Source organism: Mycobacterium sp. E1386, from assembly GCF_001672745.1.
Classification (GTDB): domain Bacteria; phylum Actinomycetota; class Actinomycetes; order Mycobacteriales; family Mycobacteriaceae; genus Mycobacterium.
Genome location: NZ_LZKH01000175.1, coordinates 1 through 20,554 on the forward strand (window position 1 = coordinate 1; position 20,554 = coordinate 20,554).

The window sequence follows — 20,554 nt, forward strand, 5'->3', positions numbered from 1 at the left end:
CTCGGGAGGCGTGGGATCGTGAAGCTCAGGGCTATATCGTTAGCCGGTAAGTTACGTTAATGTTACGTATTAGTCGGCAAGTTACTTTACCGTTACATCCGTCCGCTCGTTGGCAGTCGTTTCCCGGGAGAGGCTGGAGACCGAAATGACCATGTCCTATCAGGAACAGCAAATGCTGCAGGCCGCCACGGGCCGAGCTGCCATTCTCAATCTGAACGCCCGGCACAACCGGGCATACTCCGAGGGTGATCGCGAGCGCTGGATCGCCACGTTCCGCCACGCCGGTGCCACCTACCAGCGTGATGGTGAGACGTTCGACGATCTGCGTGCGGCGTTCGATGGCGGCGACGGACAACGGCTGGTCACGGTCGACCACGAGATCAGGGTCGACGGGGTCAACGCCGTGCAGCGTTGCGTCGTCTTGCTTTTCGCCAGCATGTACGGCGACACCACGCTACGTGCCACGGGGATATTCCGGGACACGCTGATCTACGAGCGTGGCGGCTGGTACTTCACTTCCCGTGCACTGCAATGGGATTCGGTGCCCAGTCGGCACCCGCTCGTCATGTGAGCCGCGTGGATCCGGACCTCAGTTACCAGCTGGCCTTCGGCACCTATGAAGACGCGCTGCGCATGGTCGGCGCGAAAAGCGAGCCGCGCACTGCGGCGACGGCGGTAAGCGGAGCCCGCATCCAGTTGTTCGCCGCGATGGTCCGCGACGGCAATCGGTCGTACTGGGACGCCGAGTTCGCCCGCCGGAAATGGGGCGGTCTGCTGGCGCCCCCGGCCTTGCTGATGGGGTGGCTGATCCCTCCGCCGTGGCAGCCACAGGGCGGCCCGCCTGCGGCGTCCTTGGTGCTGCGAGTGCCGCTGCCGGGAACCACGTTCATCAACGCGGCCAACGATGTCGAGTTCGTGGTGCCCATCGTTGAAGGTGACGTCCTTACCGTCGTCGAAGAGCTGGTGTCGGTGTCACCGGAGAAGCGGACGCGGCTGGGCGTGGGGCATTTCGTCGAGACGCTGGAGACCTACCGCCGCCAGGACGAAACGGTGGTCGCCACCTGCCGGAACACGTTGTTCCGCTTCACGCCCGGGGCATCCCCGTGACCGGCGGCGACCTGCACTTCGACGAGATCGTCGTTCCCGCCGACCTCCCCGAGGTGGTCGACCACATCAGCTACCAGCGAGTGGTGGAGAACGCGGGGGCGACGTGGGACTACTTCCCGGGCCATTTCGACCCCGAATACGCTCAGCGCCAGGGCAATCCGACGATCTACGTCAACACGATGCACCTCGCCGGCTTCGCCGACCGCGTCGCGACCGACTGGGCGGGCCCGAGCAGTCGGGTGGTGCGGCGCTCCTTGCGGCTGGCCGGCTCGGTGTATGCGGGTGACACAATGATCGGCCGGGGACGCGCGGTCGCCAAGCGGCTGGACACCTCGGTGGACCCGCCGCGCTGCCTCGTCGACATCGAGATCCAGGTGACCAACCAGCACGGCGCGCTGTGCTGTCCGGTCGAGCTCACCTTGCAGATGCCCGCACGTGGCCGATGATTTGGTGGCCGCACTGCATCTCGCGGTCTGCCGACGGTTCGGCGAAGCCGTCCGATCGGCGCATGGCGGGTGGGGTCGTCGCTCCCCATGCGAGGAGTGGGATGCCCGGGCGGTGCTCGAGCACGTGATCGGTTTTCACGACGTGCTCATCTTGCGCCCCTTGGGATTAAAGCCCGACCGACCGAGGGACGATCCGCAGGCGCGCTGGCAACTGACCTACGACGCGCTGACGGCGGCCGTTGAATCCGGCAGGCTGAGTCAGCTGCGTGAGTACAGCTTGATGCCGAACCTGACACGCGATGTCTTGGTGCACACGTGGGATCTCGCCCGCGCGGTGGGGGCGGACGATGTATTGGATTCCGCGTGGTGCCGGCGGTTCTACGACGGCCTGCCTGCCGACCCGCGGGCCTTGAGCTCCTCGCGAATGTTCAGCGTTCCGATCGCGGTGCCTGACGAAAGCGACGTGCAAGCAAAGCTTTTGGCGCGGCTTGGCCGCGACCCGTCGTGGCGACCGGAGACGGCGTAGCGACGGCCGCGGCCATGGGACGAGTTCGGATTGTGATATCGCCGGTGATATCGCGAACGGAAATCGCCATATGCCCCGATGATGGGCAGGGGTCACTGACGGTGGTTATAGCGGCGGCAGCTGTCCTTTGCATACCAGCGTCTGCAACTCGACGTATTCGTGGAGGCCCTCCGGGCCGAACTCGCGCCCGATGCCCGACTGCTTGAAGCCACCGAATGGGGCGCCGATGTCCAGCGTGTACATGTTGATGCCGTAGGTACCGGTGCGCACGCCCGCCGCGATTTCCAGGCCGTGTGCGATGTCGGAGGTCCACACCGAACCGGCCAGGCCGTAGTCGCTCTCGTTGGCGATGCGGATGGCGTCGTCCTCATCGCGGTAGCGCAGCACGGTCAAGACCGGACCGAAAATCTCCTCGCGGGCGATGCGCATGTCGTTGGTGGCGTCGGCGAACAACGTCGGCTGCACATACCAACCACGCGTTGACGGGCTGTCCTGGCCGCCGAGGACGACGCGGGCGCCTTCGGCCTGTCCGGACTTGATGTAGTCCTGAACGCGGCGTTGTTGTCGTTGCGCCACAAGGGGTCCGATGTCGGTGGCGTCGTCCGACGGATCGCCGACGTTGAGGGCCGACATCATGTCGGCCAGCGCGTCGACGACCTCGTCGTGCCGCTTATCGCTGACCAGGATGCGGGTCTGTGCGACGCACGCCTGGCCGTTGTTCATCAGGCCGGCGGTTTTCAGCCCGGCGGCGGTCTTGCCGATGTCGGCGTCGTCGAGAATGATCGCCGCGGACTTGCCGCCCAGCTCCAGGCTGTAGCGCTTCAGCTGCTCACCGCAGAGCGCCGCGATGCGGCGCCCGACGGCGCTGGACCCGGTGAACGCGACCTTGTCCACGTCGCGGTGGCGCACCAGCGCCTCACCGATCTCGGGTCCACCGGGCAACACCGAGACCACCCCGTCGGGCAGGTCCAGCTGCTCGATCATCTCCGCCAACCACAAAGCGTCCAAGGGGGTTTCGGGTGCGGGTTTGATGATGACCGTGCAGCCCGCGATCAGCGCCGGGATCAGCTTGGGCATGATCAGGAACTGCGGAACGTTCCACGGAACGATCGCGCCGACCACGCCTACCGGGGCCCTGCGCAAGTGCACTTCGCCGAGCACGCCCTGACGCCGTTCCTCCCACGGAAACTCGCGCGCGGCGGCCAGCGACAGATGGATGAGCGTCGCCGCGGCAGCGCCTTGGCCCATCCGGCTGAAACTGCGCGGCGAGCCCATCTCGTCGGTGATCAGGTCGGCCATCTCCTCGATGTGGCCGGAGTAGATCGCGGCGAGCTGTTCGACCTTGGCCATCCGCTCGGCATGGGTCATCCGCGGCCACGGCCCGTGGTCGAAGGCGTGTCGTGCGGCAGCGACGGCCGCGTCGACGTCCTCGGGTCCGGCCAGCTGGACATGGCCGACCGGTTCTTCGGAGTGCGGGGAGATGACGGCGAGCTGTTGGGGGTTGGCGGGCTTGCGCCACTGCCCCCCGATGAAGAGTTCGTCATAAGACCGGTGGCCGGAGTTTTCTGTCATCGGACACTTCCTCGAGGGTTGGGCGCAGGTAGCCAGTGACCGGGATTTCTCTATTGACGCTAACATAGCGAAAAAAGCAGCGAGGGCCGATATGACCAGCAATTGGCGTAGTTACCCGTTCCAGTTGGTGCCCGGCGACAGCCAACTGGATTTCCCCGCCGCCGAGGGCGAACACCCGGATCAGGAGTCGGACACCTGGTTCATCGCGGGGCAGCTCGATGCCGCCGAGACCGGTCGGTCGTTCGCCTTCCTGACCATCTTCAACAAGAACCGGCCCGGCGGCACCGTGGTCGCCGATTTCTACACGTTGGCGCTCTTCGATCTGGACACCGGCGATTACGGCACCTTCACGGATTACGACATGCCGCCGGCAAACCTGAAGCCCGGGGCGAGGCGCAAGCTGACATTGGCCCCAGGCCATCTCGACATCCACTACTCCAGCGACGTCGGCACCGCGTCGTGGACCACCTGCCGCGACGGCGACGGAGAGCTGCTGCCCTACACGTACCGCGTCAGCCTGGTCGGCCAGGACCAATCGGGTCGGCCCATGCGGCTAGACCTGGCCGTAACACCAACGCGTGCACCGACACCGGTGGGTGCGTCGACCTACAACGGGAAGATCTGCTGCTTCGGCCAGACCGAAACGTATTCGTATTTCCAGACCGGCATGGCGATGACGGGCACCCTGCGCTGGGGAGACGTCGTCCAGCAGGTCTCCGGCAGCAGTGGGCACATCGACCGGCAGTGGTTCCCGAAATACGCCGGCGGCGGAGGGACGGGGGGAGACCCGCGGGCCCGATCCCACGAATGGCGCACCATCAACTTCGACAACGGCGTGGACCTGAGCATCTGGCGGCAGTTCGACCGCACCAATGGCAATGCGCTGCAGCCGTTCACGGGTGTCACGACGAGCCATCCGGACCCCGGCATGCCGCCGGAGTGTGCTGAAGACATCGAGGTGACGGTCAGCAGCTACGTGCGATGGCCGGACACGGTGCAACCGTTGGTGCGGCCGCAGGCGGCCGCCCGCTACATGCCGGATCGGCACCGGATCACCTGCCGCACAATGCAACTCGACATAGTCGGAGAGCCGCTGGTGCCCGCTCCCGCGCACGGCCTGCCCATCGAATACATGGAGGGTCCGTACCGCTACCGCGGAACCCTGTGGGGTCAACCGGTGACCGGTTTCGCGTTCAACGAGCGCTCGTTGGCCCTGTACCGTGACTGGGAGTTGGTCGAGGTGCTGGCCACCACGGTCGCGAACATGGAACCGGCCGACCGGGACTTGGAGAAGGCGGCGGGACTGCTGGTGCAGCTGCTGGCACGCGGCCGTCGACATGAAGCGGTCGGGCTGTTGACTACAGTGCGTCCCGCGCAAAACGACCCGCTGGCAACGCTTTTGGACGACCTCGTGGCGGTGCTGTCCGCCGACGCATCAACCGAGAGCGGCTGATTCGCCAAGCGCCCCGGCCCAGGCTTGGTGGCGATGCTGCAGGCCGGGTTCGTTGCGGCCGAACAGCAGGTGGTCGCGGGCACCGGACTCGAGGTTGGTCTGCAAGCGTTCGACCAGCCGGTAGTCCTCGTCGCGCACCGTGGCGTGGGCGTAGTCGAAGACGGCTTGCGCGCCGGCCGCGACCGATTCGTCGGAGACGTCCAGCGGTGTCGAGTTCTGGTGCACGGTGATCGATCTCCCGGGCCCGTCGCCGGGGTAGATCCGGAACAGCTCGCCGTTGGCGATGGTCACCGACAGCACGATGTTGGGGAACAGCGCGTAGATCACGACCAAGTTCTGGAACGGATCCCACTGCTCTTCGGGGACGTCGTCCAGCGCCAGGATCGTGTTGAGCGGGAAGATCAATCGGTGGTGCGGTCCGAACGCGTCGAACACCGTGCAGTTGCTGCGGGCGATGGTGGCGAACGTCTGCTGATGCACGGTGGCGAAATGGTAGTTTTCCGAAAAGGTGTCGACCGCGAGCTTCCAATTGATCGGGCAGTCGAGCACCTTCTCACCCAATGGCGCCCACCGGCCGATGCCCCACGAATCGAGCTCTTCGGCCAGGGGGCCCAGGTGTGCGGCGACATCCAAGTTGGCCCCGGGAACCAGTGCGACCCAGAGGAATCCGGCGAATTCGGTGGCCGGGAGCTCAGTCAGGCCGTCGGCGGTCACGGTGGTTTGGCGGCGACCCGCTTCGGCCGGCTTCGCCGTCCTTGCGATCGCCACACCGGTGAAGCCCTCACGGCCGGGCAGGCCGACCAACCGGCCGGTGTTGTCGTACGTCCACGCGTGATACGGGCAGGTGAACCGCTTCGCGCTGCCGCAACCGGTGGCGACCTGCGACTGGCGGTGCAGGCAGATATTGTCAAACGCCTTGACCGATCCATCGGACGTTCTCGTCAGCAGGATTGACCGGCCCATCACCGTCTTCGTGCAGTACGCGCCGGGGGCGGGCAGCTCGGAGACATAGCCGACCAGCTGGGGGCTGGCCAGGATCATGGCCCGGTCTCGGGCGTGGCGCTCGGCCGACGTATAGGACGTCGCCTCGACGCGGTGCTCGGCGGGGGCGAGATCGGTGGTCTTGTCGCGCGCCAACTTCAAGGCGCGGCGGGTGAGGTCGATTAGCTGCTCGCGTTCCATCAGCTCAGTACAGACCTTGCCACAGTTGTAAGGTCAAGGAGTGGCTGAGCAGTTGCTGATCGGCGACGTCACGGCCCTGACGGGCATCGCTTCCGGTCGCATCCGCCATTACGAGAAAATCGGTTTGCTGCGTGCCGAGTATCTGTCGAACGGCTATCGGGTCTTCGGCGTGGAACAGGTGCTCGATCTGCTGCGCATCGATCTGCTGAGAAGTCTCGGCGTGAGCATCAATGACATCCAGCGCTTGGTCGCGGGTGGACGCGCCACGTTGGCGGGTGTTCTCGACGAGCACCGGACGTTGCTGATGCGCCAGCGGGACCGGCTGGACCAGTTGATCGCGGCCATCGACCGATCTCGCGCCGCCACCGATTGCCCCGGCTCCGACGTCAGCGAGGACATCCTGCGCAGGCTGGCGACCACCCACCGCGACAGCATCGGCGTCATCGGGCGGCTCACCGCGCCGCTGTCCGCGTCCGTCGCCACGATGTACGCCGACCTGTTCGACGAGTGGGACTTGCCGGTACCGGTCTTGTTCGGGCAGATGGTTCTGCCGCCGGCGGCCAGCACCCTGCTGGCCCAATTGGCCGAGACGCCGGGGCGTCAGGTGCTGTTCGACCGATTGCGCAAGCTCGCCGGCGACGTGATCGGGCTGGGCGACGACCGGGCGGCCGCGACGGAACTCGCTCAGAGTTGGATCGACCGGCAGCTCGCCGACCCGCTGCCCGACGACGTGGTCGACGTGCTTCGGGGGGTGCAGCCGTCGCTGGAGCGTGACCCCGTGATCGTGCAGGGATTCCGTGCTTGGGCGGGATCGATCAACACGGCGGCCGCCCACTTCCTCGACGAGGTCGGCCGTCAGACCGCTGGTCGTGGCCTGGAGGCCGTGAGCGTCATCGTGCTGCCCGCTGCGGCGCGGCGCCAAACCAAAGATGCGCCCCTGTGATGCAGATGTGACCAGTGTGATCAATGTGTCAGATGGTGTTCCTGCCGTATCCTGACGCCTGTGTCATCGGTTTCGCGACGCGACGTGCTCAAATTGGCCGCGGCGGCCCCTGCCCTGATGGGGCTGGGTGTTGCCGGTGCGTCGCTGCGTCCGGCACCGGCGTCGGCGTCGCTCGGCACGTTGTTGGACTACGCGGCCGGGGTCATCCCGGCCAGCGAGATCAGGGCCGCCGGCGCCGTGGGCTCGATCAGGTACGTGTCGGACCGGCGGCCCGGCGGCAACTGGATGCTGGGCAAGCCGATCCAGGTCGCCGAGGCTCGGGACCTCAACAGCAACGGGCTGAAGATCGTCTCCTGTTACCAGTACGGGAAGGGCAATACCGCCGACTGGCTCGGCGGCGCCAACGCCGGTCTCCAGCACGCGCAACGCGGAATGCAACTGCATGCCGCCGCGGGCGGGCCCGCGAACGCGCCGATATACGCCTCGATCGACGACGACCCGTCGTATGACCAGTACAAACAGCAGGTAGCCCCCTACCTACGATCCTGGGAGTCAGTGATCGGTCATCAGCGCACAGGTGTGTACGCCAATTCGAAGACCATCGACTGGGCGCTGCACGACGGGTTGGGCTCTTATTTCTGGCAGCACAACTGGGGTTCACCCAAGGGATTCGCGCACCCGGCCGCCCATTTGCATCAGGTCGAGATCGACAAACGCAGCGTCGGCGGGGTTGGGGTCGACATCAACGAGATCCTCAAGCCGCAATTCGGGCAGTGGGCCTAGCCTCCCTGCACCCCGCCGGCTCACCACCGGGCCGCGACTCTTAGAGATCCCAGCAAACACTCGTTCGCTCATTTTTCGGCGCGGCGTGCGCGAAGGCCGCCTCGACTGCGCGACGAAAGCGCGCTTGACGCCGCTGGACGGCTCGAAATTTTTACATAACGATTACATAACAAAACTGCTTTGATCAGGGCAGTTATAGCTACTCGACCGTAACCACCTGCATGCAGCAGGTTTGTTCGGCGCGCCCGCGCCGCGGATTAAACCCGGTGTTACCCAGGACACGGTTACCCGTGCGTAGAACTCATCAGTAACCGATCACGACGCAAAACGGGGGTCTGCCCTTATGACACTCTTAGTACAGCCGATGCAGTCCGCCACGCCGCCCGTCCACGGGCCCGCCCACCCGACAAGACACCGGTCAGACGGATTTTCGGTCGCGATTCGATGCGGAATCGACGGACTCTCTAGAGTTCCTGTCCCCTTCGGACCGGCTGAACGCACTGATACGTAAGACGTACATGACGCATTGAGGGAGATACAGACGTGACGATCCACGAGCACGATGAGGTGTCCGCTGAGCGCGATCCAAACGCACCGCACACCGCCCATGCTCTGGTCGACCGACTGACGGCCGGCGAGCCGTACGCCGTTGCGTTCGGCGGCCAGGGCAGCGCCTGGCTGGAAACCCTCGAAGAACTGGTGTCGTCGGCCGGCATCGAATCCGACCTGGCAACGCTGGCCGGTGAGGTGGAACTGCTGCTCGAGCCCGTCGCCAAAGAACTGGTGGTGGTGCGTCCGATCGGTTTCGAGCCGCTCTCCTGGGTCCGCGCACTGGCGGCCGAGGATCCGGTCCCATCGGACAAGCACCTGACGTCCGCCGCGGTGTCCATCCCCGGCGTACTGCTCACCCAGATCGCGGCCGTGCGCGCGCTGGCCCGCCAAGGCATGGACCTGAAAACCACCCCGCCGGTGGCCGTCGCCGGACACTCGCAAGGGGTGCTCGCCGTCGAGGCGCTCAAAGCCGCGGGCTCCCGCGACGCAGAGCTGCTGGCAATGGCCCAGCTCATCGGCGCGGCCGGGACGCTGGTCGCCCGCAGGCGCGGCATCTCCGTGCTCGGCGACCGCCCGCCCATGGTGTCGGTGACCAACGCCGACCCCGAGCGCATCAGCCGGCTGCTCGACGAGTTCGCGCAAGACGTCCGCACCGTGCTGCCGCCGGTGCTGTCCATTCGCAACGGCCGGCGCTCGGTCGTCATCACCGGCACACCCGAGCAGCTGTCCCGGTTCGAGCTCTACTGCCGGCAGATCTCGGAGAAGGAGGAGGCCGACCGCAAGAACAAGCTCCGCGGCGGGGACGTCTTCTCGCCGGTCTTCGATCCGGTGCAGGTGGAGGTCGGCTTCCACACCCCCCGGCTGGCCGACGGCATCGACATCGTCGGCGGCTGGGCCGAAAAGGTCGGACTCGATGTCGCGCTGGCCCGTGAACTGACCGAAGCCATCCTGGTGCGGCGTGTCGACTGGGTCGAGGAGATCAACCGCGTGCACGAGGCCGGTGCGCGCTGGATCCTCGACCTGGGACCCGGCGACATCCTGACCCGGCTCACCGCGCCGGTGATCCGCGGCCTGGGTGTCGGCATCGTGCCCGCCGCGACCCGCGGCGGGCAGCGCAACCTCTTCACCGTCGGGGCCGTCCCCGAGGTGGCGCGGGCCTGGTCCACTTACGCCCCCACGGTCGTTCGCCTTCCCGACGGCCGGGTCAAGCTCTCGACCAAGTTCACCCGGTTGACGGGACGCTCGCCGATCCTGCTGGCGGGCATGACCCCGACCACCGTCGACGCCAAGATCGTCGCCGCCGCGGCCAACGCCGGGCACTGGGCCGAGCTCGCCGGCGGCGGGCAGGTCACCGAGGAGATCTTCGCCGGTCGCGTCGATGAGCTCGCCACACTGCTCGAGCCCGGCCGCACGTATCAGTTCAACGCGCTGTTCCTCGACCCGTATCTGTGGAAGCTGCAGGTCGGCGGAAAACGCTTGGTGCAGAAGGCGCGTCAGTCCGGCGCGGCGATCGACGGTCTGGTGATCAGTGCCGGCATCCCGGACCTCGAGGATGCCGTCGAGCTCATCGAGGAATTGAACGACGTCGGCATCAGCCACGTCGTGTTCAAGCCCGGCACGGTCGAACAGATCCGCTCGGTCATCCGCATCGCGACCGAGGTGCCCACCAAGCCGGTGATCATGCACATCGAGGGTGGCCGCGCCGGTGGCCACCACTCGTGGGAAGACCTCGACGACTTGCTGCTGGCAACGTATTCGGAGTTGCGGTCGCGCCCCAACATCACCGTCTGCGTGGGCGGCGGCATCGGCACGCCCGAGCGGGCGGCCGAGTACTTGTCCGGGCGGTGGGCGCAGGCCTACGGCTTCCCCCTGATGCCGATCGACGGCATCCTGGTCGGCACCGCGGCGATGGCGACCAAGGAGGCCACCACGTCGCCGTCGGTCAAGCGGATGCTGGTCGAGACGCAAGGGACCGAACAGTGGGTCGGCGCCGGAAAAGCCGTGGGCGGCATGGCTTCCAGCCGCAGCCAGCTGGGTGCCGACATTCACGAGATCGACAACAGCGCCTCGCGCTGCGGGCGGCTGCTCGACGAGGTCGCCGGTGACGCCGAGGCCGTCGCCGAGCGTCGCGACGAGATCATCGCGGCGATGGCCAACACCGCCAAGCCGTACTTCGGCGATGTCGCCGACATGACGTACTTGCAGTGGTTGCAGCGCTACGTCGAGCTGACCATCGGTGAGGGCAACTCCACCGCCGACACCGCCGCACCGGGCAGCCCGTGGCTGGCCGACACCTGGCGCGACCGGTTCCAGCAGATGCTGCAGCGCGCCGAAGCCCGTTTGCACGCCAACGACTTCGGCCCGATCGAGACGCTGTTCGATGACCTCGCGCTACTGGAAAGTCCCCAGCAGGCCATCGCCACGCTGCTTGCGGCATACCCCGACGCCGAGACCGTGCAGCTGCACCCGGCCGACGTCCCATTCTTCGTCACCCTGTGCAAGACGCTGGGTAAGCCGGTCAACTTCGTGCCGGTCATCGACAAGGACGTGCGGCGCTGGTGGCGCAGTGACTCGCTGTGGCAGGCGCACGATGCCCGCTACGACGCCGACCAGGTGTGCATCATCCCGGGCACCGCGGCCGTGGCCGGCATCACCCGCATGGACGAGCCCGTCGGTGAATTGCTGGACCGCTTCGAGCAGACCGCCGTTGACGAGGTGTTGTCCTCCGGTGGGCAACCCCGGCCCGTCGCATCGCGTCGGCTGGGTCGCCCCGACGTGACCGGGCCGCTCGCGGTCGTGCTCGACGCCCCCGACGTGCAGTGGGCCGGCCGCACCGCGATCAACCCGGTCCACCGAATCGCCGACCCCGCCGACTGGCTCGTGCATGACGGCCCCGAAAGCCGTCGTGCCACGCACTCGTTCACCGGGGCGCGGCTTGAGGTCGACGGCGACCGAGTGGTGCTGAGTGTCCCGGTGTCGGGCATCTGGATCGACATCCCGTTCACGTTGCCTCCCAACACGATTGACGGTGGCACCCCCGTGGTGTCCACCGAAGATGCCGCGACCGCCATGCGCGCGGTGCTGGCCATCGCCGCCGGAGTCGACGGGCCGGAATTCCTGCCCGCGGTCGTCGACGGGACCGCCACCGTGGCGGTTGACTGGGACCCCGAGCGGGTCGCCGACCACACCGGGGTCACCGCCACCTTCGGCGAGCCGTTGGCGCCCGGTCTCACCACCGTGCCCGACGCGCTGGTCGGCCTGTGCTGGCCCGCGGTCTTCGCGGCGATCGGCTCGGCGGTCACCGACGCCGGCGTCCCGGTCGTGGAGGGTCTGCTGAGTCTGGTCCACCTCGACCACGCAGCCCACGTCGTGGGCGCGCTGCCCAAGGCCGCGGCCGAATTGACCGTCACCGCAACGGCTTCGCCGGCTATCGACACGGACATGGGCCGCGTCGTCCGCGTCGCGGTGACGATCGCCGACGCCCACGGCGCGACGATCGCCACCCTCGACGAGCGGTTCGCCATCCTTGGCCGCACGGGTGCGGCCGAACTCACCGAGCCGGTGCGCGCCGGCGGCGCGGTGTCGGAGAACGCGACCGACACCCCGCGCCGCCGCCGCCGCGACGTCCGGTTGACCGCCCCGGTCGACATGCGACCGTTCGCCGTGGTCTCCGGTGACCACAACCCGATCCACACCGACCGGCCCGCCGCCCTGCTGGCCGGCCTGGAATCGCCCATCGTGCACGGCATGTGGTTGTCGGCGGCCGCGCAGCACGCGGTGACCGCCACCGACGGACAGGCCCGGCCGCCGGCCCGGCTGGTCGGCTGGACCGCGCGGTTCCTGGGCATGGTGCGCCCCGGTGACGAGGTCGACTTCCGCGTCGAGCGCGTCGGAATCGACCAGGGCGCAGAGGTTTTGGATGTCTCCGCCCGCATAGGATCCGACCTGGTGATGTCGGCAACGGCCCGACTGGCCTCCCCGCACACGGTGTATGCCTTCCCCGGCCAGGGGATTCAACACAAGGGCATGGGCATGGATGTGCGCGCCCGGTCCAAGGCCGCCCGCAAGGTGTGGGACAAAGCCGACAAGTTCACCCGCGACACGCTGGGCTTCTCGGTGCTGCACGTGGTGCGCGACAACCCGACCAGCATCATCGCCAGCGGCGTGCACTACAACCATCCCGAGGGCGTGCTGTACCTGACGCAGTTCACCCAGGTCGCGATGGCGACCGTGGCGGCGGCGCAGGTCGCCGAGATGCGCGAGCAGGGTGCGTTCGTCGAAGATGCCATTGCCTGCGGCCACTCCGTCGGGGAGTACACCGCGCTGGCCTGCGTCACCGGCATCTACGAACTGGAAGCGTTGCTGGAGACGGTTTTCCACCGCGGCTCCAAGATGCATGACATCGTGCCGCGCGACGAGCTGGGCCGTTCCAACTACCGGCTGGCGGCGATCCGGCCGTCGCAGATCGACCTGCCGGATGACGAGGTGCCCGCGTTCGTCGCCGAAATCGCCGACCGCACCGGGGAATTCCTGGAGATCGTGAACTTCAACCTGCGTGGTTCGCAGTATGCGATCGCGGGCACGGTACGCGGTCTGGAAGAGCTGGAAGCCGAGGTGGAGCGCCGTCGCGAGCAAACCGGCGGCAAGCGCTCGTTCATCCTGGTGCCCGGCATCGACGTGCCGTTCCACTCGCGGGTGCTGCGCGTCGGGGTCGCCGAATTCCGCCGCTCGCTCGAGCGCGTCATGCCCCGGGACAAGAATCCCGACGTCATCATCGGGCGCTACATTCCCAACCTGGTGCCACGCCCGTTCACCCTGGACCGCGATTTCATCCAGGAGATCCGTGACCTGGTACCCGCCGAGCCGCTCGACGAGATCCTCGCCGACTACGACACCTGGCTGGCAGAGCGCCGCAACGACATGGCGCGCATCGTCTTGATCGAGCTGCTGGCATGGCAGTTCGCCAGCCCGGTGCGCTGGATCGAGACCCAGGATCTCCTCTTCACCGAAGAGGCCGCGGGCGGTCTGGGCGTGGAGCGGTTCGTCGAGATCGGCGTCAAGTCAGCGCCGACCGTCGCCGGATTGGCCACCAACACCCTCAAGCTTCCCGAATATGCCCACAGCACAGTGGAAGTGCTAAACGCCGAGCGCGATGCCGCGGTGCTGTTCGCAACCGACACCGACCCCGAGCCGGAGCCCGAGGCCGACGAACCGGCCGCCGAGGCGGCCGAGGGGGCGACCTCCGTGGAGGCCGCACCGGCCGCACCGGCACCCGCTGCCGCGTCTTCGGGCCCCCGCCCCGACGACATCGGGTTCGACGCCGCCGACGCCACCCTGGCGTTGATCGCGCTGTCGGCCAAGATGCGCATCGACCAGATCGAGGAGCTGGACTCCATCGAGTCCATCACCGACGGCGCGTCGTCGCGGCGCAACCAGCTGCTGGTGGACCTCGGTTCGGAGTTGAACCTGGGCGCCATCGACGGCGCCGCCGAGGCCGACCTGGCCGGCCTGCGGTCGCAGGTGACCAAGCTCGCGCGCACGTACAAGCCTTTCGGCCCAGTGCTTTCCGACGCGATCAACGACCAGCTGCGCACGGTGCTCGGACCCTCGGGCAAGCGGCCCGGCGCCATCGCCGAGCGGGTCAAGAAGACGTGGGAGCTCGGCGACGGTTGGGCCAAGCACGTCACGGTCGAAGTGGCGCTGGGGACCCGCGAGGGCACCAGCGTGCGCGGCGGCGCCATGGGCCACCTGCACGAGGGTGCGCTGGCCGATGCCGCCTCGGTCGACAAGGTCATCGACGCCGCGGTCACCTCCGTCGCCGCGCGCCGGGGCATCTCGGTGGCGCTGCCATCATCGGGTGGCGGCGGCGGCGCGACCGTCGACGCGGCCGCGTTGAGCGAATTCACCGATCAGATAACCGGTCGCGACGGGGTGCTCGCTTCGGCGGCCCGCCTGATCCTGGGCCAGCTGGGCCACGACGACCCGGTCAGTGCGGCGCCGGCGGCCACCGACGCCGAGCTCATCGACCTGGTCACCGCCGAACTCGGCGCGGACTGGCCCCGCCTGGTGGCGCCGGCTTTCGACGCCAAGAAGGCCGTCGTGTTCGACGACCGGTGGGCCAGCGCCCGGGAGGACCTGGTCAAGCTCTGGCTGACCGACGAGGGTGACATCGACGCCCAGTGGAAGAGCCTGTCCGAAAGGTTCGAGGGCGCAGGCCATGTCGTCGCGACCCAGGCCACCTGGTGGCAAGGCAAATCGCTGGCCGCCGGTCGCCAGATTCACGCGTCGCTGTACGGCCGCATCGCGGCGGGCGCCGAGAACCCCGATCCCGGCCCCTACAGCAACGAAGTTGCCGTGGTGACAGGCGCTTCGAAGGGTTCGATCGCGGCGTCGGTCGTCGCCCGGCTGCTTGACGGCGGTGCGACCGTCATCGCCACGACGTCCAAGCTCGACGACGAGCGGCTGGCCTTCTACCGCGGGCTTTACCGCGACCACGCCCGATACGGTGCGGCGCTCTGGGTCGTCGCAGCCAACATGGCGTCCTACTCCGATATCGATGCCCTGGTCGAATGGATCGGCACGGAGCAGACCGAAAGCCTTGGGCCGCAATCCATTCACATCAAGGACGCGCAGACTCCCACGCTGCTGTTCCCGTTCGCGGCGCCTCGCGTCGCGGGCGACCTGTCGGAGGCCGGGTCGCGCTCCGAGATGGAGATGAAGGTGCTGCTGTGGGCGGTGCAGCGGTTGATCGGCGGGCTGTCCAAGATCGGCGCCGAGCGCGACATCGCGTCGCGGCTGCACGTCGTGTTGCCCGGTTCGCCCAACCGCGGAATGTTCGGCGGGGACGGCGCGTACGGCGAGGCCAAGTCGGCCCTGGACGCACTGGTGAGCCGCTGGCACGCCGAGACCTCCTGGGCCGCCCGGGTCAGCCTGGCGCACGCGCTGATCGGCTGGACCCGCGGCACCGGGTTGATGGGCCACAACGACGCCATCGTCGAGGCCGTGGAGGAGGCCGGCGTCACCACCTACTCCACCGACGAGATGGCGGCCATGCTGCTGGACCTCTGCGACGTCGAGTCGAAGGTCGCCGCGGCCGGCGCGCCGATCAAAGCGGACCTGACCGGCGGCCTCGCCGAGGCCAACCTCGACATGGCCGAACTGGCCGCCAAGGCCCGCGAGCAGGCCACGTCGGGCGAGCAGGCCACGGACGACGCGGCGGCCGAAGGCACCATCGCCGCGCTGCCGTCGCCGCCGCGCGGCTTCACCCCGGCGCCGCCCCCGCAGTGGGACGACCTGGACGTCAACCCGGCCGACCTGGTGGTGATCGTCGGCGGCGCCGAGATCGGCCCGTACGGTTCGTCGCGCACCCGATTCGAGATGGAGGTCGACAACGAACTCTCCGCCGCCGGCGTCCTGGAACTGGCCTGGACCACCGGGCTGATCCGCTGGGAGGACGACCCCCAACCGGGTTGGTACGACACGGAATCCGGCGACCTGGTGGACGAAGCCGAGCTGGTCGAGCGCTACCACGACACCGTGGTCGAGCGGGTCGGCATTCGCGAGTTCGTCGATGACGGCGCTATTGACCCCGATCACGCGTCGCCGTTGCTGGTGTCGGTGTTCCTGGACAAGGACTTCACCTTCGTCGTCTCGTCGGAGGCCGACGCTCGCGCGTTCGTCGAGTTCGATCCCGAACACACCGTGGTGCGGCCGGTCCCCGACTCCAGCGACTGGCAGGTCACGCGCAAGGCGGGCACCGAGATTCGCGTGCCGCGCAAGACGAAGCTGTCACGGGTCGTCGGGGCGCAAATCCCCACCGGGTTCGACCCGACCGTGTACGGCATCAGCCAGGACATGGCCAGCTCCACCGACCGGGTGGCGCTGTGGAACATCGTCGCGACCGTCGACGCGTTCTTGTCTTCGGGATTCACCCCGACCGAGTTGATGCGGTGGGTGCACCCCGGCCTGGTGGCCAGCACCCAGGGCACCGGCATGGGCGGCATGACGTCGATGCAGACCATGTATCACGGCAACCTGCTGGGCCGGAACAAGCCGAACGACATCCTGCAGGAAGTGCTGCCGAATGTCGTTGCCGCGCACGTCATTCAGAGCTACGTCGGCAGTTACGGCGCGATGATCCACCCGGTCGGTGCGTGCGCGACCGCGGCGGTGTCGGTCGAGGAGGGCGTCGACAAGATCCGCCTCGGCAAGGCCGAACTGGTGGTGGCCGGTGGATTCGACGACCTGACGCTGGAAGCGATCATCGGTTTCGGTGACATGGCGGCCACGGCCGACACCTCCATGATGCGCGGCCGCGGCATAGAGGACTCGAAGTTCTCCCGGCCCAACGACCGGCGCCGGCTCGGGTTCGTCGAGGCGCAGGGCGGCGGCACCATCCTGCTCGCCCGCGGCGACCTGGCCCTCAAGATGGGTCTGCCGGTGCTGGCCGTGGTGGCCTACGCGCAGTCGTTCGCCGACGGCGTGCACACCTCGATCCCGGCCCCGGGCCTGGGCGCCCTGGGCGCCGGCCGCGGCGGCAGGGAATCGGCGCTGGCACGCTCGCTGGCCAAGCTCGGCGTCGGCGCCGACGACATCGCCGTGATCTCCAAGCACGACACATCCACACTGGCCAACGATCCCAACGAGACCGAGCTGCACGAGCGGCTGGCGGACTCGCTGGGCCGCTCCGAGGGCGCCCCGCTGTTCGTGGTGTCGCAGAAGAGCCTGACCGGCCACGCCAAGGGCGGCGCCGCGGTATTCCAGATGATGGGCCTGTGCCAGATGTTGCGCGACGGGGTGATCCCACCCAACCGCAGCCTGGATTGTGTCGACGACGAACTGGCCGGGTCGGCCCACTTCGTCTGGGTGCGCGAGACGCTGCGGCTCGGCGAGAAGTTCCCGCTCAAGGCGGGGATGCTGACCAGCCTCGGGTTCGGCCACGTCTCCGGACTCGTGGCGCTGGTGCACCCGCAGGCGTTCATCGCCTCGCTGGACGCCGATCAGCGCGCCGACTACCAGCGGCGTGCGGAGGCGCGGCTGCTGGCCGGTCAGCGCCGGTTGGCATCGGCCATCGCCGGCGGCGCGCCGATGTACGAGCGGCCGTCGGGTCGTCGCTTCGACCATGACGCACCGGAGAAGCGCCAGGAGGCGGCGATGCTGCTGAACCCGGCGTCGCGGCTGGGTGACGGCGAGGCCTACGAGGTCTCGGCCGGATGACGTCTTCGACCGTCCGTTAGCCTGGCGACCCATGGGAATTGTCGGTGTGGGGATCGACGTCGTCTCCATCCCTGATTTCGCCGAGCAGGTCGACCAGCCGGGAACCGTCTTCTCCGAGACATTCACGCCGGGTGAGCGCCGAGACGCCTCGGACAAGAGTTCGTTCGCGGCGCGCCACCTGGCGGCCCGGTGGGCGGCGAAAGAGGCGGTGATCAAGGCCTGGTCGGGATCCCGCTTCGCGCAACGGCCCGTGCTGCCGGAGGACATCCACCGCGACATCGAGGTGGTCACCGACATGTGGGGGCGGCCCCGGGTGCGGTTGAGTGGCGACATCGCCAAACATCTGGCCGACGTGACGATTCACGTGTCGCTGACGCACGAGGGGGACACTGCGGCCGCGGTGGCGATCCTGGAGACGACCTCCGACTAGCCTCGAGACCATGAGCGATCTTGTCGAACGCGTCCGCGAGGTGTTGCCGTCGGTGCGCCGCGACCTCGACGACTTGGTGCGCATCGAATCGGTGTGGGCCGACCCGGCCCGGCGCGACCAGGTGCACCGCAGCGCGCGGGCAGTGGCGGACCTGTTGGCGCAGGCCGGATTTGGTGATGTGCGGATCGTCAGCGAGGACGGCGCCCCCGCGGTCATCGCGCGGCATCCCGCACCGCCGGGCGCGCCGACCGTGCTGCTGTATGCCCACCACGACGTGCAGCCCGAAGGCGATGCCGGCCAGTGGGCGTCGCCGCCCTTCGAGCCCACCGAACGCCGCGGGCGACTCTACGGCCGCGGCAGCGCCGACGACAAGGCAGGCATTGCAACGCATTTGGCCGCATTCCGGGCGCACGGCGGTCAACCGCCGGTCGGTGTGACCGTTTTCGTCGAGGGTGAAGAGGAATCCGGCTCGCCGTCGTTGGGCCGCTTGCTGGCTGCTCACCGCGACGCGCTGGCCGCCGACGTGATCGTCATCGCCGACTCGGACAATTGGAGCACCGACATTCCTGCGCTTACGGTTTCGCTGCGTGGCCTGGTCGACTGCGTCGTCGAGGTAGCCACGCTCGATCACGGCCTGCACTCCGGTATCTGGGGCGGTGTGGTCCCCGATGCGCTGAGCGTGCTGGTGCGGCTGCTGGCGAGCCTGCACGACGACGACGGCAACGTGGCTGTAGCCGGCCTGCACGAAAGTGCCGCCGCCGCGGTGGATTACCCGCCCGAACGGGTCCGCGCCGATTCCGGGCTGCTGGACGGGGTGTCCGAGATCGGCTCGGGTTCGGCGCCCCAGCGGCTGTGGGCCAAGCCCGCGATCACCGTGATCGGCATCGACACCACGCCCATCGAGAAGGCGTCGAACACACTGATCCCGCGGGCCCGCGCCAAGATCAGCATGCGGGTCGCGCCGGGCGGTGACGCCGAGGCGCACCTGGACGCGTTGACGTCGCATCTGCATAAACATGTTCCATGGGGCGCGCGGATCAGCATCACCCGCGGCGACGTCGGCGAACCCTACGCCATCGACGCCAGCGGCCCCGTGTACGACGCCGCGCGAGCGGCCTTCCGGCAGGCGTGGGGCACCGAACCCATCGACATGGGCATGGGCGGCTCCATCCCGTTCATCGCCGAGTTCGCCGACGCGTTCCCACAAGCCAAGATCCTGGTCACCGGCGTCGAGGATCCCGGCACCCAGGCGCACAGCATCAACGAGAGTTTGCACCTGGGTGTGCTGGAACGCGCCGCCATAGCCGAGGCGCTGCTGCTGGCCAAACTGGCCTGACGACGGCCCCTACGGACGAACCGCTTCACCGTCGCTGGGCTACGGCGTTGTTGTTTCCCGTCTTTTCGATCTTCGGTGAGCCCGAGTGGTAGGTCACCGCGTTGTCGTCGCCGAAAACGTCGATGGTGTCGGCGCTGTCGGCGGCCACGTGGTTCCCGCTGCCGAAGATCTCGAGCCGTTCGCAGTGGCCGGTGACGGTGTAGGTGTTGTTGTCGCCGTCCAGCTTCAGGTCGCCGTTGTTGCAGTCGATCGTGTCCTTGGCGCCGCTATTGATCATCACCAGATTCCCCTGCACGGTGGTGCCGGCGTGACTCAAGAAAAATGCGACCGCCACCGCCGCCACGACCGCGCACATCCCGAGGATCAACTTTCCTCGCGGCGTATTCGCGAGTTTCGCCAGGTCGCCGAAATTGCCTGGGCCGCCGAACTGTCCGCCGCTGGACGCCTCGAACGGCTGCGGCGCGCCCGGCGACTTGCCCGAGCCGTGCTCAAGGTCGCGAATGTATTGCTCGGGGTCGTCCGCGTCCACGGCTAAATGATCCGCCTCGGCCCGCGCAGAGTGCAATGGTCGTCCCTGATCACCGGCGTCGGCCTGACCGTTACGGCCAGGGGAAGCCGGGTGACGGTGGGGGCACCTCGGACGGGTCAGCCTCCCGGAAGTGATACACCGGGCCCGACGGGGTGCTGTCGGTGGTCACCGCAAACCAATGACAAACACTCAGGTCGAAGCCGGGCGGTATCGGAACCGTGTATCCCCATTTCTGGCCGGGGCAGTAATGCCAGTAGGACGGCGTAGCTTGGGCGGGCGCGGCCAAGCCCATGGTGGCCGCCACTACGGCGCCAGAAATCATCGCCGTCGCGATGATCCGCCCGAGTGGTGTGTTCATTCCAGAATCCTTTGCTGCCGATCGCGCCGTACGCTACGGCGAATCACTTGCGAAATTCTTGACGTTCGCTTGCGGCTACCGATCCCAACCTTCGTATTGGGCTCGGGGCTGCCGTGGTGTG

General features: G+C 67.8%; 14 protein-coding genes. 10 read left to right on the forward strand and 4 right to left on the reverse strand.

Annotation, left to right across the window (positions count from 1 at the left end; genetic code table 11):
- Positions 1 to 145 precede the first annotated feature (145 nt).
- From A5709_RS17740 to A5709_RS17755, 4 genes are all read left to right on the forward strand, one after another.
- Positions 146 to 571, forward strand: coding sequence for a nuclear transport factor 2 family protein (locus tag A5709_RS17740; protein ID WP_067947106.1), 426 nt, complete (start codon positions 146 to 148; stop codon positions 569 to 571).
- Positions 572 to 633: 62 nt separating this feature from the next.
- On the forward strand, positions 634 to 1,107 hold the full coding sequence (locus A5709_RS17745; RefSeq protein WP_197520188.1) for a MaoC family dehydratase N-terminal domain-containing protein: 474 nt from the start codon (positions 634 to 636) through the stop codon (positions 1,105 to 1,107).
- Entirely contained in the window at positions 1,104 to 1,553 is a 450-nt protein-coding gene (locus A5709_RS17750; RefSeq protein WP_068121189.1) for a MaoC family dehydratase, read from the forward strand. Before A5709_RS17745 ends, A5709_RS17750 begins: the two co-directional genes overlap by 4 nt.
- On the forward strand, positions 1,543 to 2,079 hold the full coding sequence (locus A5709_RS17755; protein ID WP_068121193.1) for a maleylpyruvate isomerase family mycothiol-dependent enzyme: 537 nt from the start codon (positions 1,543 to 1,545) through the stop codon (positions 2,077 to 2,079). The genes A5709_RS17750 and A5709_RS17755 overlap by 11 nt, the downstream gene beginning before the upstream one ends.
- A 105-nt stretch (positions 2,080 to 2,184) precedes the next feature.
- On the opposite strand, the gene A5709_RS17760 is transcribed toward A5709_RS17755, so the two are convergent.
- A complete protein-coding gene (locus A5709_RS17760; RefSeq protein WP_068121197.1) occupies positions 2,185 to 3,651 on the reverse strand; it encodes an aldehyde dehydrogenase in 1,467 nt (488 codons plus the stop codon).
- A gap of 91 nt (positions 3,652 to 3,742) precedes the next feature.
- On the opposite strand from A5709_RS17760, the gene A5709_RS17765 reads away from it, so the two are divergent.
- Positions 3,743 to 5,104, forward strand: a complete 1,362-nt coding sequence (locus tag A5709_RS17765) for a lipocalin-like domain-containing protein (protein WP_068121202.1) — start codon at positions 3,743 to 3,745, stop codon at positions 5,102 to 5,104.
- Here the strand turns inward: A5709_RS17765 and A5709_RS17770 are convergent.
- Positions 5,087 to 6,286: an aromatic ring-hydroxylating dioxygenase subunit alpha gene (locus tag A5709_RS17770; RefSeq protein ID WP_068121205.1), complete on the reverse strand. Its 1,200-nt coding sequence runs from the start codon at positions 6,284 to 6,286 to the stop codon at positions 5,087 to 5,089. The genes A5709_RS17765 and A5709_RS17770 overlap by 18 nt on opposite strands.
- A 40-nt stretch (positions 6,287 to 6,326) precedes the next feature.
- Between A5709_RS17770 and A5709_RS17775 the strand changes: the two genes are divergently transcribed.
- From A5709_RS17775 to A5709_RS17795, 5 genes are all read left to right on the forward strand, one after another.
- A complete protein-coding gene (locus A5709_RS17775; RefSeq protein ID WP_068121207.1) occupies positions 6,327 to 7,229 on the forward strand; it encodes a MerR family transcriptional regulator in 903 nt (300 codons plus the stop codon).
- Between the two features lie 60 nt (positions 7,230 to 7,289).
- Positions 7,290 to 8,012, forward strand: coding sequence for a DUF1906 domain-containing protein (locus A5709_RS17780; protein ID WP_068008373.1), 723 nt, complete (start codon positions 7,290 to 7,292; stop codon positions 8,010 to 8,012).
- A 543-nt stretch (positions 8,013 to 8,555) separates the two neighbouring features.
- Positions 8,556 to 17,780 carry a type I polyketide synthase gene (locus A5709_RS17785; protein ID WP_068121211.1) on the forward strand — a complete coding sequence of 3,075 codons (9,225 nt, stop codon included), beginning with the start codon at positions 8,556 to 8,558 and terminating at the stop codon, positions 17,778 to 17,780.
- Positions 17,781 to 17,811: 31 nt separating this feature from the next.
- Complete coding sequence (locus A5709_RS17790; RefSeq protein WP_067947088.1) at positions 17,812 to 18,210, forward strand: holo-ACP synthase; 399 nt, start codon at positions 17,812 to 17,814, stop codon at positions 18,208 to 18,210.
- A 10-nt stretch (positions 18,211 to 18,220) separates the two neighbouring features.
- Positions 18,221 to 19,546, forward strand: a complete 1,326-nt coding sequence (locus A5709_RS17795) for a dipeptidase (RefSeq protein WP_068121213.1) — start codon at positions 18,221 to 18,223, stop codon at positions 19,544 to 19,546.
- Between the two features lie 25 nt (positions 19,547 to 19,571).
- On the opposite strand, the gene A5709_RS17800 is transcribed toward A5709_RS17795, so the two are convergent.
- Both A5709_RS17800 and A5709_RS28510 read right to left on the reverse strand, forming a co-directional pair.
- A complete protein-coding gene (locus A5709_RS17800) occupies positions 19,572 to 20,075 on the reverse strand; it encodes a DUF3060 domain-containing protein (RefSeq protein ID WP_068121216.1) in 504 nt (167 codons plus the stop codon).
- A 70-nt stretch (positions 20,076 to 20,145) separates the two neighbouring features.
- Positions 20,146 to 20,433 carry a hypothetical protein gene (locus A5709_RS28510; protein ID WP_068121218.1) on the reverse strand — a complete coding sequence of 96 codons (288 nt, stop codon included), beginning with the start codon at positions 20,431 to 20,433 and terminating at the stop codon, positions 20,146 to 20,148.
- Positions 20,434 to 20,554 lie beyond the last annotated feature (121 nt).

Excerpts from the sequence above, each read along its gene's own strand:
- A5709_RS17760 (WP_068121197.1), bottom strand. The coding sequence starts at position 3,651 with ATGACAGAAAACTCCGGCCACCGGTCTTATGACGAACTCTTCATCGGG.
- A5709_RS28510 (WP_068121218.1), bottom strand. The coding sequence starts at position 20,433 with ATGAACACACCACTCGGGCGGATCATCGCGACGGCGATGATTTCTGGC.
- A5709_RS17790 (WP_067947088.1), top strand. The coding sequence starts at position 17,812 with ATGGGAATTGTCGGTGTGGGGATCGACGTCGTCTCCATCCCTGATTTC.
- A5709_RS17765 (WP_068121202.1), top strand. The coding sequence starts at position 3,743 with ATGACCAGCAATTGGCGTAGTTACCCGTTCCAGTTGGTGCCCGGCGAC.
- A5709_RS17745 (WP_197520188.1), top strand. The coding sequence starts at position 634 with ATGGTCGGCGCGAAAAGCGAGCCGCGCACTGCGGCGACGGCGGTAAGC.
- A5709_RS17770 (WP_068121205.1), bottom strand. The coding sequence starts at position 6,286 with ATGGAACGCGAGCAGCTAATCGACCTCACCCGCCGCGCCTTGAAGTTG.
- A5709_RS17740 (WP_067947106.1), top strand. The coding sequence starts at position 146 with ATGACCATGTCCTATCAGGAACAGCAAATGCTGCAGGCCGCCACGGGC.
- A5709_RS17795 (WP_068121213.1), top strand. The coding sequence starts at position 18,221 with ATGAGCGATCTTGTCGAACGCGTCCGCGAGGTGTTGCCGTCGGTGCGC.